Source organism: Streptacidiphilus sp. PAMC 29251 (assembly GCF_054208735.2).
This window is the reverse complement of record NZ_CM135725.2, coordinates 4,320,810-4,338,242: the sequence shown is the minus strand read 5'-3', so window position 1 is coordinate 4,338,242 and position 17,433 is coordinate 4,320,810. Positions and strand designations below refer to the sequence as shown.

Here is a 17,433-nt window from a genome sequence, read left to right as displayed (position 1 = left end):
TTCGACCCCGAAGGTGGGACTGACGACCCGTGCTCGACGTCAACTTCTTCGATGAGCTGCGAATCGGCCTTGCGACCGCTGACGACATCCGTCAGTGGTCCCATGGCGAGGTTAAGAAGCCCGAGACCATCAACTACCGCACCCTCAAGCCCGAGAAGGACGGACTCTTCTGCGAGAAGATCTTCGGCCCGACCCGGGACTGGGAGTGCTACTGCGGTAAGTACAAGCGTGTCCGCTTCAAGGGCATCATCTGCGAGCGCTGCGGCGTCGAGGTCACTCGCGCCAAGGTGCGTCGTGAGCGGATGGGCCACATCGAGCTGGCCGCCCCTGTCACGCACATCTGGTACTTCAAGGGCGTGCCCTCACGCCTCGGCTACCTCCTGGACCTTGCTCCCAAGGACCTCGAGAAGGTCATCTACTTCGCCGCCTACATGATCACGTGGGTCGACGACGAGCGCCGTACCCGTGACCTGTCCTCGCTGGACGCCCAGGTGTCCGTCGAGCGGCAGCAGATCGAGCAGCGCCGCGACTCCGACCTGGAGACCCGCGCCAAGAAGCTCGAGGGCGACCTCGCCGAGCTCGAGGCCGAGGGCGCCAAGGCGGACGTGCGCCGCAAGGTGCGCGAAGGCGCCGAGCGCGAGATGAAGCAGCTCCGGGACCGGGCCCAGCGCGAGCTGGACCGCCTGGACGAGGTGTGGGCCCGCTTCAAGACCCTCAAGGTCCAGGACCTCGAGGGCGACGAGCTGCTCTACCGCGAGCTGCGCGACCGCTTCGGCACGTACTTCTCCGGTTCGATGGGTGCCGCGGCGCTGCAGAAGCGCCTCGAGACCTTCGACCTGGAGGAGGAGGCCGAGCGCCTCCGCGAGATCATCAAGACCGGCAAGGGCCAGAAGAAGACCCGGGCGCTCAAGCGCCTCAAGGTCGTCTCCGCGTTCCTGCAGACCACCAACAAGCCCTCGGGCATGGTGCTGGACTGCGTCCCGGTCATCCCGCCGGACCTCCGCCCGATGGTGCAGCTGGACGGTGGCCGCTTCGCGACCTCCGACCTGAACGACCTGTACCGCCGCGTGATCAACCGCAACAACCGCCTCAAGCGTCTCCTTGACCTCGGCGCCCCCGAGATCATCGTGAACAACGAGAAGCGGATGCTGCAGGAGGCCGTCGACGCGCTGTTCGACAACGGCCGCCGCGGTCGCCCGGTCACCGGTCCCGGCAACCGGCCGCTGAAGTCCCTGAGCGACATGCTCAAGGGCAAGCAGGGTCGTTTCCGCCAGAACCTGCTCGGCAAGCGGGTCGACTACTCGGCCCGTTCGGTCATCGTCGTCGGCCCGCAGCTCAAGCTGCACCAGTGCGGTCTGCCGAAGGCCATGGCGCTGGAGCTCTTCAAGCCGTTCGTGATGAAGCGCCTGGTGGATCTCAACCACGCGCAGAACATCAAGTCGGCCAAGCGCATGGTCGAGCGCGCCCGCCCGGTGGTCTGGGACGTCCTCGAAGAGGTCATCGCCGAGCACCCGGTGCTGCTGAACCGTGCGCCCACCCTGCACCGCCTCGGTATCCAGGCCTTCGAGCCCCAGCTGGTCGAGGGCAAGGCCATCCAGATCCACCCGCTCGTCTGCACCGCGTTCAACGCGGACTTCGACGGCGACCAGATGGCCGTGCACCTTCCGCTCTCCGCGGAGGCGCAGGCCGAGGCCCGCATCCTGATGCTGTCCTCCAACAACATCCTGAAGCCGGCCGACGGTCGCCCCGTCACCATGCCGACCCAGGACATGGTGCTGGGCCTGTTCTTCCTCACCTCGACCCGTGAGCCCGACACCCTCCGCGGTGTCGGTCGCGCCTTCGGTTCGACCGGTGAGGCCGTCATGGCCTTCGACGCCAAGGACCTGGACCTCCAGGCCGAGATCGACCTGCGCCTCCCGCTGGGCACCGTCCCGCCGCGCGGCTGGGTCCCCCCGGTCGACGAGGACGGGAAGCCGACCTGGCAGGAGGGCGAGCAGGTCCGTCTGCGGACCACCCTGGGCCGCGCGCTCTTCAACGAGCAGCTCCCCGAGGACTACCCGTTCGTCGAGGAGGAGATCAACAAGAAGCACCTCTCGGCGATCGTCAACGACCTCGCCGAGCGGTACCCCAAGGTCGTCGTGGCGGCAACGCTGGACAACCTGAAGGCGACCGGTTTCCACTGGGCCACCCGGTCCGGCGTCACCGTCTCCATCTCGGACATCGTGGTCCCGCCGAACAAGCCCCAGATCCTCGAGGGCTACGAGGAGCGGGCCGAGAAGGTCCAGAAGCAGTACGAGCGCGGCCTGATCACCAAGGACGAGCGCCAGCAGGAGCTCGTGGAGATCTGGACCAAGGCGACCGCCGAGGTCGCCGAGGCGATGAACGCGAACTTCCCGAAGACCAACCCCATCTTCATGATGGTGGACTCCGGGGCTCGCGGAAACATGATGCAGATGCGTCAGATCGCCGGTATGCGTGGACTGGTGTCCAACGCGAAGAACGAGACCATCGCGCGACCCATCAAGGCGTCGTTCCGTGAGGGCCTCTCCGTGCTGGAGTACTTCATCTCCACCCACGGCGCCCGTAAGGGCCTCGCGGACACCGCCCTGCGGACCGCCGACTCGGGCTACCTCACCCGTCGTCTGGTCGACGTCTCCCAGGACGTCATCATTCGCGAGGAGGACTGCGGCACCGAGCGCGGCCTCAAGCTGCCGATCGCCGACCGTGGCGCCGACGGCGTGCTGCGCAAGCGGGACGACGTCGAGACCGCGGTCTACGCCCGGGCGCTGGCCGAGGAGATCGTCATCGACGGGCAGGTGCTGGCCCCGGTCAACACCGACCTCGGCGACGTCCTGATCGACGAGCTGATCCGTCTCGGCATCACCGAGATCAAGACCCGCTCGATCCTGACCTGCGAGTCCTCCGTCGGCACCTGCGCCATGTGCTACGGCCGCTCGCTGGCCACCGGCAAGCTGGTCGACATCGGTGAGGCGGTCGGCATCATCGCCGCCCAGTCCATCGGTGAGCCCGGCACCCAGCTGACGATGCGCACCTTCCACACCGGTGGTGTGGCCGGTGACGACATCACCCAGGGTCTGCCCCGTGTGGTCGAGCTGTTCGAGGCCCGTAACCCGCGCGGTGTGGCCCCGATCAGCGAGGCCGAGGGCCGGGTCCGGATCGAGGACACCGACAAGACCCGCAAGCTCGTCATCACCCCGGACGACGGCAGCGAGGAGATCCCCTACCCGATCTCCAAGCGCATCAAGCTCCGGGTCAGCGAGGGCGAGCACGTCGAGGTCGGCCAGCAGCTCACCGCGGGTACCGTCAACCCGCACGACGTGCTGCGCATTCTGGGCCAGCGCCAGGTGCAGATCCACCTGGTCGCCGAGGTCCAGAAGGTCTACAACTCGCAGGGTGTGTCGATCCACGACAAGCACATCGAGATCATCATCCGGCAGATGCTCCGCCGGGTCACGATCATCGAGTCCGGCGACGCCGAGCTGCTGCCCGGCGAGCTGGTCGAGCGCGGCCGCTTCGAGACCGAGAACCGTCGTGTGGTGTCCGAGAGCGGCCAGCCCGCCTCCGGCCGTCCGCAGCTGATGGGTATCACCAAGGCCTCGCTGGCGACCGAGTCCTGGCTGTCGGCCGCCTCCTTCCAGGAGACGACCCGGGTGCTCACCGACGCGGCGATCCACGCCAAGTCGGACCCGCTGCTGGGCCTCAAGGAGAACGTCATCCTCGGCAAGCTCATCCCGGCCGGTACGGGTCTTCCCCGCTACCGCAACATCCGGGTCGAGCCCACCGAGGAGGCGAAGGCTGCGATGTACTCGGCCGTCGGCTACGACGACATCGACTACTCGCCGTTCGGCTCCGGCTCCGGCCAGGCAGTCCCGCTGGACGACTACGACTACGGCCCCTACACGGGCTGAGCCTCGTAGCACCGCAGCAAACCGCAGGGCGGCCATCCCGATCACTCGGGGTGGCCGCCCTGCGGCGTTCCCACCGAAGGTCCGGCGGGCAAGAAGGCCTGGACGCGGCTCAGAGCCCCCGGTGCCGGCGCATCCGCTCCATGGACGGCATCCGGGACTCCGCCCGGGTTCCCGGGGCGCGTTCCACCACGGTCACGCCCGTCTCCGCTTCGAGCACCGGCGCGTACCCCGCCGCGCGCAGCGCGTCCAGGGTGGCGCTGGGGGAGTGGGTGCTGATCAGCACCGTCGGCGCGATCCGGCGCAGCCCCACCTTGGCCAGCATCCGGCTCTTCGACAGCTCCAGCACCAGCGCCTCGTCGTCGGAGCGGACGCAGCAGGCGGAGCGCACCACCCGGACCCGGCCATGGGTCCGCCCGGCGTCGCGGACCAGGTACTCCAGCGGCTGCGGCAGCGAGCCCTCGGCGACCTCCCTGAGCCCCGCCAGCAGGTCCTCCCCGGACCGCCCGCCGTCCAGCGCGCGGCGTACCGAGGCGGCGCTGAACCGCCACACCACCGCATGCCCCTCGGACTCCCGGTCGGCGGCCGAGCCCAGAAGCTCGGCCAGCTCCGCCGAGGGCGCTCCGGCGGCGATCGCGGTCAGGTCGGCCTGGAACCGCGCGGTCCGCTGCGGTGGCGGCAGCAGCCCGGCTGCGGCCGCCCGCAGGCCGTCCACCAGCTTCCGGTAGCCGCTGCCGCCCTGGGCGATCCCCGGGACGGCCGGGAACCACTCGGCCGCGTCGGTCTCCAGCAGGGCCAGCGCGCTCACGCCCAGCGGCGTCAGCCTGCCGTGGGCGACGGCGCCCAGCAGCTCGGCCTCGACCAGGGTGGCCAGCACCCGCTCCCCGCTGGTCCGGCCGACCGGCACGCTCGCCGGGCAGTGCCAGTTGACCAGCTCCACCAGCCGTGCCAGGTCGTCGGCGGCCAGCCCGGCGGCCGGGCCGAGGCCCTGGCCCGGCGGCAGCGTGGCCAGGGCCGCCAGCAGCTCCCTGCGCAGCGGCACCGCGTCCCGGTCGGCCGGTGCGACCAGGGCCACCGGGGTCTCCTCCTGCTGGTCCGGCCACCAGGTCAGCAGCTCCGGCAGCACCGTCCAGGCGGTCACCACCGGGACCAGCCGTTCGGCGGGCGACCCCGCCAGCCAGGCGTCGTAGCGACCGGTCGGCAGCAGCCGCAGCGGCGCGCTCGGCGCGACGGGCCGACGTCCCCGCCCGCGCGGTGCGGGGACGTCGGACGGCTCCTGGTGGTCGCCGAGCAGGTCGGCGTTGTAGGCCAGGTCGATCCACAGCCGGGTCTGCTCCTCCGCCGCCTCGATCGCCTTGGCCAGCCGCCGGGTGTCCCGTACGGCCAGGCCGCCGACCTTGCGGATGGCCGGGGGAGCGGCGGCGCAGGCGGCCAGCAGCAGTTCCACCTTGCGGCTGGCCGAGGCGGCCGCGGACTGGGCTTCGCTCAGCGAGTCGGGGACCGGCCGCAGCCCTGCGGTCAGCTCCGGCGGCTCGGGATCGAAGCGCGCGGTGACCCGGCCGTCGGTGACGGCGGCGATCACCTCGTGCACCAGTTCCACCAGCTCCAGGCCGATCGGCACGACCATCCCGTGCTCGGCCAGCCAGTCCGCCCCGGGGGAGCCGGATCCGACCGGCCGCAGCTGGTACTTGGTCCCGGTGCCGTAGTGGAAGCCGCCGAGCGGGACGAAGCAGCCGACCCGCAGCCGCGGCGCCTCCCGCACCATCCGCAGGACCAGGTCGCGGGCCGGCTGCGGGGCCGCGGCGAGCAGCGCCCGTACCTGCTCCGGGTCGCCCAGCACGGCGACCACGGCGGCCTGTGCGGCGTCCCGGCTCCTACTGGCCGGCAGATCAAGACCGGCCGCGATCCGGTGCACCTCCGGGGCGTTGAAGGCGTCGGTCATCAGTCGCCCGGCCGGACGACCCAACCCGACCGCCTCGGCCAGGTGCCGCTGTACGAAGGCCGGCAGCGCCAGTTCGCCCTCCCCGGCCGGGAGGACCAGCAGCAGCCGCTGAAGGCCCGTCAGGGTCCGTTCCGCCGCCTTCCGCAACCCGGCGTCGTCCCCGGCCAGGAAGTCCAGCAGCGCCGGTACCGGCACCGCCCGTTCGGACGGCTCCAGTTGGGTCCAGTACGGCTGCTCCCGCAGCACCCCGTGCCGCTGCGCGGCCAGCCACACCGCGGCGGACAGCAGTTGCACCCCGGGGGTGTCGAGCCGGCCCACCGCCTCGGCCACCGACCGGTCCTCCAGCAGCGCCCCGGCCAGCCGTTCGAACTCGGCCGGCCCCGAGGCCCCGCGCTGTGCGCCCGAGCGCTGTGGACCCGAACGCTGGGAAACAGCACGCACCCGGCGGGTGTCCAGCAGCGCGGCCAGGTCGTCAGGGCTGAGCGCCGAGAGCTGCTCGGCCAGGGCTTGGAGGGTCTTCACAGGTGCTCTCCCGGGACGTAACCGTCGGACCAGTCGACCGTAGCGCGGACGGCTCTCCGCCCGTGGCCGCAGCGGTCACTACCGCCGCAGCGCCGCCCCGTGGCCGCGCAGCTGCGCCCGGTCTGCCGCGGCCCGTCCCTGGGTCCAGCCCTCGTAGTCACTGGCCCGGATCGCCCGGCCGGCCCGGGCGTTGGGGAACATCCGCTCGGTCGACTCGCGAACCGCCTCCTCCCGCGCGGCCAGCACCGGCAGCAGCGAGGAGCCGCCGTCCGAGCCGTCCGAGCCCTCGGAACCGGTGCCGTCAAGGCCCGGGTCCTGCGCCCGCAGCCCGGCGAGAGCCTCCTCCGTCGCCTGCGCGGTGGCCTCGGCCAGCCGCTCCCTGATCCGCGAGCCGTAGGAGATCAGAAACGACTGCCGGAACGACTTGGTCCGCGAGCCCCCGGCGCCTCCGCCCTGTATGCCGGCGCTGTTCATCGCCGTGGTCGCCTGCACCAGCAGCGAGGTGTACAGCAGCTCCACCGCCTCCAGGTCGGCCGGGAAGCCGACCACGGTGCAGAAGCCCAGTTCCTTGGTCCACAGCGAGGTGGCCCGGTTGGCGTGGGCGACGGCGTCCAGCAGCAGCGCCTTGGGCGCCTCGTAGGGGTTGTCCACGCCGATCCGGCAGGCCCCCGGCTCGGCCCGGCTGCCCGAGGACGCCGCGAGCAGCGCCTCGTCGATGCTGTGCCGCGCCATCAGCTGCTGCGCCTTGGCGGTCAGCGCCTCCGCCTCGTCGGGGAACTCGGTGGACTCGGCCTTGGCCAGCAGCGCCCTGATCCGGCCCAGCATCCTCGGCTCGGAACCGGTCTTCTGCGCGAAGAACACGGTCGAGCCGCCGTTGCGCGGCACCGCTCCCGGCGGCGGGCCCAGCGGCGTCAGCGGAGGCAGCCGTCCGACCAGCCGGTACAGCTCCAGCAGCAGGGTGGCCACCGTGAACCGGTCCGCCCGCTCCCGCTCGGCGATCCCGCCGAGGAAGGCGTCGTCGTCCGCCCACCAGACCGAGGCCTCCAACTCCCGCAGCTGGTCCGACCAGCGCGGGTCAAGCGCGGCCGCCGCATAACCGCGGACCTCGGCCGCGACCAGGTCCACCACGAGCCGGGAGTGCTGCGGGGTCAGCTCCCGCCGGACCGCCCGCGCCAGGTCGGCGGGCTGCCAGCCGGCCTGCCACAGCCGCGCCAGCAGCGCCGCGGTCACCAGCAGCGCCGCCCGGCTGGTCCTGGGCCAGCGTGCGGCCGGCTCGGAGAGCATGCTGGCGCCCTGGTCGAGGGCCAGGTGGTAGCCGGCCTCCGAGGCGTACAGCACCCCGCTGAAGGCCGCCTCCACCAGTTCCTGCAACGAGGGCTCTCCCGGGCCGCCCTCCTGGGCATGGGCCTGCTGCTGGGACTGCTGCGGGCGCTCATGGGCAGCCTGCTCCCGCTTCCGCCCACGGCGGTGCTCCTGGTTGCGCCTGCCCATCACAGCCCTCCTTCTTCCTGCTCGTACGGCCACCTTCGCTGACCCCATTGTCCAGGAGTCCCAGGTGAACTGAGCCCGGAGCCGAACCGACACGCGCTTGTGGCAAGCTGTCCTCCACTCACGTCCCATCGCGGAACCATCGACCGTCACACCCAGGGGTTGAACGAGCCATGGCTGGCCCTGCGATAACCCGCGCGCACCGCGCGCTCATCGGCGTGGTCGCCGTCGGCGCCTTCATCATCGCCGGCATCGGCTTCACCGGGTCCTATGCCGCCGTGCGCACCCTCGCCCTGCACAAGGGCTTCGGCGACTTCTCCTATGTGTTCCCGATCGGCGTGGACGTCGGCATCGCCGTCCTGCTCGCCCTGGACCTGGTGCTCACCTGGCTGCGGATCCCGTTCCCGCTGCTGCGGCAGACCGCCTGGCTGCTCACCGGCGCCACCGTGATCTTCAACGCCGCGTCCTCCTGGGGCGATCCGCTGGCGATGGGCATGCACGCGATCATCCCGGTGCTCTTCGTGGTCGTGGTCGAGGCGGCCAGGCACGCCATCGGACGGATGGCGGACATCACCGCCGACCGGCACATGGAGTCGGTGCGGCTGATGCGCTGGCTGCTCTCGCCGGTGCCCACCTTCCGGCTCTGGCGCCGGATGAAGCTGTGGGAGCTGCGCTCCTACGACGAGGTGGTGCGGTTGGAGCAGAACCGTCTCGTCTACCGCACCCACCTGCGGGCCCAGTACGGCCGGGCCTGGCGCCGCCAGGCGCCGATCGAGACGCTGCTGCCGCTGAAGCTGGCCAAGTACGGCGTCCCGCTCGACCTGGACGTCGTCCGCCGGATACCGGCCCAGTCGGCCCAGCAGCAGGCGCTGCCGGCCCCCGCCGCGCCCGCCGCTCAGGAAGCGGCCCCCGCCCCCGCAGCGCCGGTCGCCGCCGCGGCTCCGGCGGCAGCTCCGGTCCAGGCCACCGCGCCGGCCGAGCCCTGGCCCACCCCGCAGCAACTCGCCCAGCAGAACCAGCCCCAGCAGAACCAGCCCCAGCCCCTGCACCAGCAGCCCCCGCAGGCGGTACCGCAGCCCCAGGGCCCCGACCCGGTCGCGGTGAGCCTGCTCACCAAGCTCGCCACCCACCGCCACCGCACCCCGCTGCACGACATCGCGCCGCACGACCCCGAGGCCTCCGCCGAGGACCCGTCCCGGCCTGCGGCCGCTGCGGCGTCGGCGAACGGCGCGGTCCGCAACGGCGCCTGGACCCCCCAGCAGCACCCCGGTGACGCCGACTCCGCCGCGGAGGACGGCCCCGAGGCCTGGTTCGAGCCCAGGACGAACCCCGAGCCGGAGCCCCCGCGCGCCGACCTCCCGACCGAGGCCGCAGCCGCGGCCGAGGCCGCGACAGACCCGGCTCAGGGCACCGACCCCCTGGACGCCTACTTCGACGGCCTGGTCGCCTACCGCGAGGCGTACAACCACGACCCGGCGCCGGCCCAGCTGGCCGACTACCTGTTCGAGTTCCGCGGGCTGGCCGCCCCCAGCGGGGACCGGCCGATCAGCACGGAGACCCTGCGCCGCGCCTGGCCCCAGCTGGAGCAACGCTTCCTGGCCCGCTACGACGGGGTCACCCAGTAGGGGTCTCCCCGTAGCAGTCGTCCACGAGCCGCCGCGGGGCCTGAGGTTGTGTCACAACTCCTCGACAGCCTGGCGGGCACGATGCGTTCAGCCCGATCGTCTTGCACTATGGGGTTCAGAGCTCGTGCCCGCTCCTCCGCGTCCGGGCGCATTCGGGGAGGTCGTCCTTGTCCACGAACCAGCAGCCGAGGCATCCGGTCCAGCCGTGGCAGGACGGCGTGCCGCTGGCCAAGCCGAGCCCGAGCCAGGCCCCGCCGCAGCAGAGCAGCCCGCTGCCCGCGCAGCCGTCGATGGACGAGGTCGCCACCATGCGGGCCTCCCACGCCGACCGGGAGCGCACCGTGGACGTCCTCAAGTCGGCCTTCGCCGAAGGGCGGCTGACCTCGGAGGAGTACAACGAGCGGGTCGACCGGATCTACCGCGCGCAGACGTACGGCCAGCTCGCGGGCATCGTCCACGACCTCCCCAGCGGGCCGATGCCCACGCCGTACCTGGCGCCGGGCCCGGTCCCGGCGCCCTTCGCCGCGTACCCGCCGCAGCCCTACCCGCAGCCGTACGGTCACCCGCAGCCGTACATCTACGCGCAGCCGGCCCCCGGCCCCTACGGCTACGGCTACCAGCGCCCGTACGACCGGTACGGCAACCCGTTCGCCCCGCCGCCCGTCTACCGGCGCCCGAAGAACGGCCTCGCCGTCGCCTCGCTGGTGCTGGGCCTGGCCCAGCTGCCGACCTTCGGCGCCACCGCGATCCCCGCCGTCATCTGCGGCCACATCGCGAAGTCCCAGATCCACCGGCAGGACGAGGAGGGCGACGGCATGGCCACCGCCGGGCTGGTCCTCGGCTGGCTGGGCGTGGCGTTCTGGATCCTGATCATCTTCGTCTCGGTGGCCTCCAGCGGCCAGGGCGGCTGAGGGCAGCCGACCGCGGACGGCTAGCAGTCGACCGCTATCTATTTGTTTTGACCCGCGCCGATGCGCTAGGTAGGCTCTGTCCTTGTGCCTGGGGTGTCCCCGGGTCTCTTGTGCGTGCGTGCGTATTCGCCGCCGCTTCATGGGAACCGCACTTGCCGCACCGCTCCTCCGCAAGGGGTCGAGTGGAGGGATGAGTGGCTCGACACACCCGACCGCGTGGGTCGGACGTCGACGTGACACAACCAGGGTAGTTACACCAAGAGATGGCACAAAGAAGACGGAGATAGCGTGCCTACGATTCAGCAGCTGGTCCGAAAGGGCCGGCAGGACAAGGTCGAGAAGAACAAGACGCCCGCACTGAAGGGTTCCCCTCAGCGCCGCGGTGTCTGCACGCGTGTGTACACGACCACCCCGAAGAAGCCGAACTCGGCGCTTCGCAAGGTCGCCCGCGTGCGCCTCACCAGTGGCATCGAGGTCACCGCCTACATTCCGGGCGAGGGCCACAACCTGCAGGAGCACTCCATCGTGCTCGTGCGTGGCGGTCGTGTGAAGGACCTGCCGGGTGTGCGTTACAAGATCATCCGCGGCTCGCTCGACACCCAGGGTGTCAAGAACCGCAAGCAGGCCCGCAGCCGCTACGGCGCCAAGAAGGAGAAGTAAACAATGCCTCGTAAGGGCCCCGCCCCGAAGCGCCCGGTCATCATCGACCCGGTTTACGGCTCCCCTGTGGTGACGTCGCTTGTCAACAAGATCCTTCTGCACGGAAAGCGCTCCACCGCTGAGCGCATCGTGTACGGCGCCCTCGAGGGCGTCCGCGAGAAGACCAACGCCGACCCGGTCGTCGCGCTCAAGCGCGCGCTGGAGAACGTGAAGCCGACGCTGGAGGTCAAGTCCCGCCGCGTCGGTGGCGCCACCTACCAGGTGCCGGTCGAGGTCAAGCCGGGTCGTGCCAACACCCTCGCGCTGCGCTGGCTCGTCGGCTACTCCCGCGCCCGTCGCGAGAAGACGATGACCGAGCGCCTGCTCAACGAGATCCTGGACGCCAGCAATGGCCTGGGTGCCTCGGTGAAGCGTCGCGAGGACACGCACAAGATGGCCGAGTCCAACAAGGCCTTCGCCCACTACCGCTGGTAGTCCGAACCCCGTCAGAAACAAGAAAGAGAGAGACGAGCCACCATGGCTGCAACCTCCCTTGACCTTGCCAGGGTCCGCAACATCGGGATCATGGCGCACATCGACGCGGGCAAGACGACCACCACCGAGCGGATCCTCTTCTACACCGGCGTCTCGTACAAGATCGGTGAGGTCCACGATGGCGCTGCCACCATGGACTGGATGGAGCAGGAGCAGGAGCGCGGCATCACGATCACGTCGGCCGCGACGACCTGTCACTGGTCGGTGGACGGCATTGAGAACACCATCAACATCATCGACACCCCCGGCCACGTGGACTTCACCGTAGAGGTGGAGCGTTCGCTGCGTGTCCTGGACGGTGCCGTCACGGTGTTCGACGGTGTCGCCGGCGTCGAGCCCCAGTCCGAGACCGTGTGGCGTCAGGCTGACCGCTACAACGTCCCGCGCATCTGCTTCATCAACAAGCTGGACCGCACCGGCGCGGAGTTCTTCCGCTGCGTCGACTCGATCATCGACCGCCTGGGCGCCGTCCCGCTGGTCATGCAGCTCCCCGTGGGCGCTGAGGCCGACTTCATCGGCGTCATCGACCTGGTCCGGATGAAGGCGCTGCTCTGGTCGGCCGAGGCCGCCAAGGGCGAGATGTACGACACCGTCGACATCCCGGCGTCGCACACCGAGATCGCCGAGGAGTGGCGCGCCAAGCTCCTGGAGACCTCGGCCGAGGGCGACGACGAGCTGATGGAGCTGTTCCTGGAGGGCGAGGAGCCCACTGAGGAGCAGCTGGTCGCGGGCATTCGCCGCGGCACCATCGCCGGTAACTTCACCCCGGTCTTCTGCGGCACCGCGTTCAAGAACAAGGGCGTCCAGCCCCTGCTCGACGCGGTGGTGAACTACCTCCCCTCGCCGATCGACGTCGAGGGCGTCATGGGCCACAAGCCCGGTGACGAGTCGGTGGAGATCTTCCGCAAGGCCTCGGACGACGAGCCGCTGTCGGCGCTGGCGTTCAAGATCATGTCCGACCCGCACCTGGGCAAGCTGACCTTCATCCGGATCTACTCCGGGCGACTCGAGGCCGGCACCGCCGTCCTCAACTCGGTGAAGGGCCGCAAGGAGCGCATCGGCAAGATCTACCGCATGCACGCCAACAAGCGCGAGGAGATCGACTCGGTCGGCGCCGGCGACATCGTCGCCGTCATGGGTCTCAAGCAGACCACGACCGGCGAGACCCTGAGCGACGACAAGCACCCGGTGATCCTGGAGTCCATGGACTTCCCGGCCCCGGTCATCCGCGTCGCGATCGAGCCGAAGTCGAAGGGCGACCAGGAGCGTCTGGGCGTCGCGATCCAGCGGCTGGCCGAGGAGGACCCGTCCTTCCAGGTCAACACCGACGAGGAGACCGGCCAGACGATCATCGCGGGTATGGGCGAGCTGCACCTCGAGGTGCTGGTCGACCGTATGAAGCGTGAGTTCCGGGTCGAGGCCAACGTCGGCAAGCCGCAGGTGGCCTACCGCGAGACGATCCGCAAGGCCGTCGAGCGCATCGACTACACGCACAAGAAGCAGACCGGTGGTTCGGGCCAGTTCGCGAAGATCCAGATCGCGATCGAGCCGCTGGAGTCCGGCGAGGGCTACGAGTTCGTCAACAAGGTCACCGGTGGCCGTGTGCCGAAGGAGTACATCCCCTCGGTGGACGCCGGCGCCCAGGAAGCGATGGAGTTCGGCATCCTCGCCGGCTACGCGCTCCAGGGTGTTCGAGTGATCCTGCTCGACGGCGCCTCGCACGATGTCGACTCCTCGGAGCTGGCGTTCAAGATCGCCGGTTCGATGGCGTTCAAGGAGGGTGTCCGCAAGGCGTCCCCCGTGCTGCTCGAGCCGATGATGGCCGTCGAGGTCACCACGCCCGAGGACTACATGGGCGATGTCATCGGCGACATCAACTCCCGTCGTGGCCAGATCCAGGCCATGGAGGAGCGCAGCGGTGCCCGTATCGTCAAGGCTCTGGTCCCGCTGTCCGAGATGTTCGGCTATGTCGGCGACCTGCGCAGCAAGACGTCCGGCCGCGCCAGCTACTCGATGACCTTCGACTCGTACGCCGAGGTTCCCCGGAACGTGGCGGAAGAGATCATCGCGAAGGCCAAGGGCGAGTAACTCCCGGACATTCCGGGAGTTAGCACCCCTTAGGCTGTAGGAGGACGCTCGGAGCCCGCCGTGTCAACGGCGGTCTCCGGGCTCCCTCCGGCCCCCACCCCCAGGGCCGGAACCGAGCGGCAGCCCCGCTGCCGGGACCGGCGCGAATCCAGACCACCTGACGTCGTACGGCGTACAGAACCAGTCCTCAGGAGGACCCCAGTGGCGAAGGCGAAGTTCGAGCGGACGAAGCCCCACGTCAACATCGGCACCATCGGTCACATCGACCACGGTAAGACGACCCTTACCGCGGCGATCACCAAGGTGCTGCACGACGCTTTCCCGACCCTGAACGAGGCCTCGGCCTTCGACCAGATCGACAAGGCGCCGGAAGAGCGCCAGCGCGGTATCACCATCTCCATCGCGCACGTCGAGTACCAGACCGAGGCGCGTCACTACGCCCACGTCGACTGCCCCGGTCACGCGGACTACATCAAGAACATGATCACCGGTGCCGCGCAGATGGACGGCGCGATCCTCGTCGTCGCCGCCACCGACGGCCCGATGCCGCAGACCAAGGAGCACGTGCTCCTGGCCCGCCAGGTCGGCGTCCCCTCCATCGTCGTCGCCCTGAACAAGGCCGACATGGTGGACGACGAGGAGATCCTGGAGCTCGTCGAGCTCGAGGTCCGCGAGCTGCTCTCCGAGTACGAGTTCCCGGGTGACGACCTTCCGGTCGTGCGGGTCTCGGCGCTCAAGGCGCTCGAGGGCGACAAGGAGTGGGGCGACAAGCTCCTCGGCCTGATGGCTGCCGTGGACGAGTTCATCCCGACCCCGGCCCGTGACGTCGAGAAGCCGTTCCTGATGCCGATCGAGGACGTCTTCACGATCACCGGTCGTGGCACCGTCGTCACCGGTCGTATCGAGCGCGGCGTGCTCAAGGTCAACGAGACCGTCGACATCATCGGCATCAAGGAAGCCAAGACCACCACCACGGTCACCGGCATCGAGATGTTCCGCAAGCTGCTCGACGAGGGCCAGGCGGGCGAGAACGTCGGTCTGCTCCTCCGTGGCATCAAGCGCGAGGACGTCGAGCGCGGCCAGGTCATCATCAAGCCGGGTACGGTCACGCCGCACACCGACTTCGAGGCCCAGTCGTACATCCTGTCGAAGGACGAGGGTGGCCGTCACACCCCCTTCTTCAACAACTACCGCCCGCAGTTCTACTTCCGCACCACGGACGTGACCGGCGTCGTCACCCTCCCCGAGGGCACCGAGATGGTCATGCCCGGCGACAACACCGCCATGACGGTCGCGCTGATCCAGCCGATCGCCATGGAGGAGGGCCTGAAGTTCGCCATCCGTGAGGGTGGCCGGACCGTCGGCGCCGGCCAGGTCACCAAGATCATCAAGTAGGACGATCCGACCTGCCTGCACCACCAGTGCACCAAGGGGCCCGCAGCATCATCCGATGCCGCGGGCCCCTTGTGCCGTACACGGTCGAAGGCCGAGGATGAGCGGGGCAGGAGTGGCGTGTGACCCTTGTTAATATTCTGAGCCTGGCACCGCGCCCATCTAATTCTTGGACTCTTTGAATGTCACTGCCATCCACGCCCAAGCGCCGGAGCCAGCGGTTGGACTCGCTCACCGGCCTCAGATGGTTCGCCGCGCTGGCGGTGTTCGTCTACCACAGCGGCCAGGTGTGCCGCATACCGTATCTCGGTCAGTACACCCTCTACGGTGACGCGGGGGTGGCGTTCTTCTTCATCCTGTCGGGGTTCGTGCTGGCCTGGTCGTTCTCCGAGGACACCAGGATGAGGGTGTTCTACTGGCGCCGGCTGGTGCGCATCTGGCCGGCCCTGGTGGTGACCACCGCCTTCGCGTATGTCGCGCTGCACCAGGTGTGGTCGGTCGCCCACAACGACGTGATCCTCAGCGTGACCATGCTGCAGGCCTGGCATCCCAATGTGCTGCTGACCGGCAACCCGGTGTCGTGGTCGCTGTCGGCCGAGGCCTTCTTCTATCTGATCTTCCCCTTTGTGATCCGCCCGATCATCAAGGCCAAGCCGATGGTGCTGGCCGCGCTGGCCGTTCTGCTGATCGGCCTGGATCTGGGCTTTCGCAAGTGGGCGTTCGACAGCTACCTCCCGCACCACCCGGGTACCTTCCATCTGCTGCTGGTGCTGCGGATTCCGCCGTACCGGGCGCTGGAGTTCCTGCTGGGGATCGTCGTCGCCGCAGCCATGCTCCAGGGCTGGCGGCCGCGGGTCCCGATGAGCGTCGCGCTGCTGGTGATCGCGGCCGACGTCTACGCGATCCGCTACTGCATGCAGCACCACTGGCTCGGGATGTACTGGTGGAACCAGCTGCTGACCCCGGCCTTCGCGCTGCTCATCATCTCCGCCGCGGGGCGCGACCTCGCGGGCAAGCGCTCGGTGTTCCGGTCGCCCATCCTGGTCGCCCTGGGGACCTGGTCGTACGCCTTCTACCTGATCCACCTCACGGTGATCCAATCGCTGCGGCACTACGTCAAGACGGTGCCGGGCAGTCACTGGCAGAACCTGGTGCCGCTGTGGACCTGGCTGTCGTTGGCGGTGGTGCTGTCCTGGCTCTGCTACCGCTTCGTGGAGCATCCGGCCGACCAGTGGCTGCGCAAGATCGGCCCGCAGAACCGGCGGCGGCGCGCGGTCGTCGCGCCCCGGCCGTCAGCCGAGCAGGCCCCGGCACCGGCGGCCGCCGTCCCGGAGCCCGAAGGGGCAGCGGTGGGCAACCAGTAGACTGGCTCATCCTTGCGGTACCGCAGGACTCCTACTCCGACTGGGTGCTCTAGGTATGACGACCATTGACATCATGTTGCCGTACTACGGCGATGTCGCCCTGATGCAGGATGCCGTCCGCAGCATCCAGGCGCAGACGGACCCGGACTGGCGCCTGCACGTGGTCGACGACGGCAAGGAGCCGGGCGTGCCCGAGTGGTTCGCCGCCCTCGGCGACGAGCGGGTGAGCTATGAGCGCAACGAGCAGAACCTGGGCGTCACCGGCAACTACGACAAGTGCCTCGGCCTGGTGGCGGCCGACCACTTCGTGATGATGGGCACGGACGACATCATGCTGCCCGGCTATGTGGCCGGGGTGCGCGCGGCGCTGGCGGAGTTCCCCGGCACCGCGATGGTCCAGCCCGGCGTCCAGGTGATCGACGGTCAGGGCAGGCCCAGCACCACCCTGGCCGACGAGTCCAAGCGGCGGCTGTACGCCCCCCGCTTCACCGGCCGGAAGCTGATGGGCGGGGAGCAGTTGGCGGTCAGTCTGCTGCGCGGCAACTGGCTGTACTTCCCCTCGATCTGCTGGCGCACCGACGCGGTGCGGAAGATGGGCTTCCGGCCCGGTCTGGAGATCATCCAGGACCTCGCCCTGGTTATCGACCTGCTGCGGGACGGCGAGCAGATGATCGTCGACGACACCCTGTGCTTCCAGTACCGCCGGCACGCCGTCAGCATCTCCTCCGCCACCGCGTTCTCCGGCAGCCGTTTCACCGAGTCGCGCCGCTACTTCCTGGACGAGGCGCAGCGGATGGAGGAAGCCGGCTGGGGCAAGGCGGCCAAGGCGTCCCGACTCCACCTCTCCTCCCGCATCCATGCCATGACCCTGGTGCCGGGTGCGCTGCGGGCGGGCCGACGCGACGGGGCCCGTACCCTGTTCAAGTACGCCGCGGGCCCGGCCCGACGTATCTAGGACCAACGCCACGAGCGGGCAAGTGC

Annotated in this window: 11 protein-coding genes; 9 read left to right on the top strand and 2 right to left on the bottom strand. The window is 69.7% G+C overall.

Annotated features, from left to right (window positions below; all coding sequences use genetic code 11):
* Nucleotides 1-29 precede the first annotated feature (29 nt).
* Nucleotides 30-3,929, top strand: coding sequence for a DNA-directed RNA polymerase subunit beta' (locus ACXKR8_RS20335; RefSeq protein ID WP_458274305.1), 3,900 nt, complete (start codon nt 30-32; stop codon nt 3,927-3,929).
* 109 nt (nt 3,930-4,038) lie between these two features.
* Here ACXKR8_RS20335 and ACXKR8_RS20330 read toward each other — a convergent pair whose 3' ends face one another.
* Together ACXKR8_RS20330 and ACXKR8_RS20325 are read right to left on the bottom strand one after the other, a co-directional pair.
* Nucleotides 4,039-6,390: a helicase-associated domain-containing protein gene (locus ACXKR8_RS20330; protein WP_458274304.1), complete on the bottom strand. Its 2,352-nt coding sequence runs from the start codon at nt 6,388-6,390 to the stop codon at nt 4,039-4,041.
* Between the two features lie 78 nt (nt 6,391-6,468).
* Nucleotides 6,469-7,881, bottom strand: a complete 1,413-nt coding sequence (locus tag ACXKR8_RS20325; RefSeq protein ID WP_458274303.1) for a DUF2786 domain-containing protein — start codon at nt 7,879-7,881, stop codon at nt 6,469-6,471.
* Between the two features lie 170 nt (nt 7,882-8,051).
* Here ACXKR8_RS20325 and ACXKR8_RS20320 point away from each other — a divergent pair, with 170 nt between their 5' ends.
* The 8 genes from ACXKR8_RS20320 to ACXKR8_RS20285 all read left to right on the top strand — a co-directional run bounded on the left by ACXKR8_RS20320 (nt 8,052) and on the right by ACXKR8_RS20285 (nt 17,407).
* The gene (locus ACXKR8_RS20320; RefSeq protein WP_458274302.1) at nt 8,052-9,503 is read left to right on the top strand and encodes a DUF2637 domain-containing protein; all 1,452 of its coding nucleotides are present in this window, start codon (nt 8,052-8,054) and stop codon (nt 9,501-9,503) included.
* 167 nt (nt 9,504-9,670) lie between these two features.
* Nucleotides 9,671-10,414, top strand: a complete 744-nt coding sequence (locus ACXKR8_RS20315; RefSeq protein WP_458274301.1) for a DUF1707 and DUF4190 domain-containing protein — start codon at nt 9,671-9,673, stop codon at nt 10,412-10,414.
* Between the two features lie 288 nt (nt 10,415-10,702).
* Nucleotides 10,703-11,074, top strand: a complete 372-nt coding sequence (gene rpsL / locus ACXKR8_RS20310; protein ID WP_014144289.1) for a 30S ribosomal protein S12 — start codon at nt 10,703-10,705, stop codon at nt 11,072-11,074.
* Between the two features lie 3 nt (nt 11,075-11,077).
* Nucleotides 11,078-11,548: a 30S ribosomal protein S7 gene (gene rpsG / locus ACXKR8_RS20305; protein ID WP_123497064.1), complete on the top strand. Its 471-nt coding sequence runs from the start codon at nt 11,078-11,080 to the stop codon at nt 11,546-11,548.
* A gap of 42 nt (nt 11,549-11,590) precedes the next feature.
* The gene (fusA, locus tag ACXKR8_RS20300) at nt 11,591-13,696 is read left to right on the top strand and encodes an elongation factor G (RefSeq protein ID WP_458274300.1); all 2,106 of its coding nucleotides are present in this window, start codon (nt 11,591-11,593) and stop codon (nt 13,694-13,696) included.
* A gap of 201 nt (nt 13,697-13,897) precedes the next feature.
* Nucleotides 13,898-15,091: an elongation factor Tu gene (tuf, locus tag ACXKR8_RS20295; protein WP_458274299.1), complete on the top strand. Its 1,194-nt coding sequence runs from the start codon at nt 13,898-13,900 to the stop codon at nt 15,089-15,091.
* A 179-nt stretch (nt 15,092-15,270) separates the two neighbouring features.
* Nucleotides 15,271-16,452 (top strand): acyltransferase family protein, encoded by a 1,182-nt coding sequence (locus ACXKR8_RS20290; protein ID WP_458274298.1) that lies wholly within the window; start codon nt 15,271-15,273, stop codon nt 16,450-16,452.
* A 55-nt stretch (nt 16,453-16,507) separates the two neighbouring features.
* Nucleotides 16,508-17,407: a glycosyltransferase family 2 protein gene (locus ACXKR8_RS20285; RefSeq protein WP_458274297.1), complete on the top strand. Its 900-nt coding sequence runs from the start codon at nt 16,508-16,510 to the stop codon at nt 17,405-17,407.
* Nucleotides 17,408-17,433 lie beyond the last annotated feature (26 nt).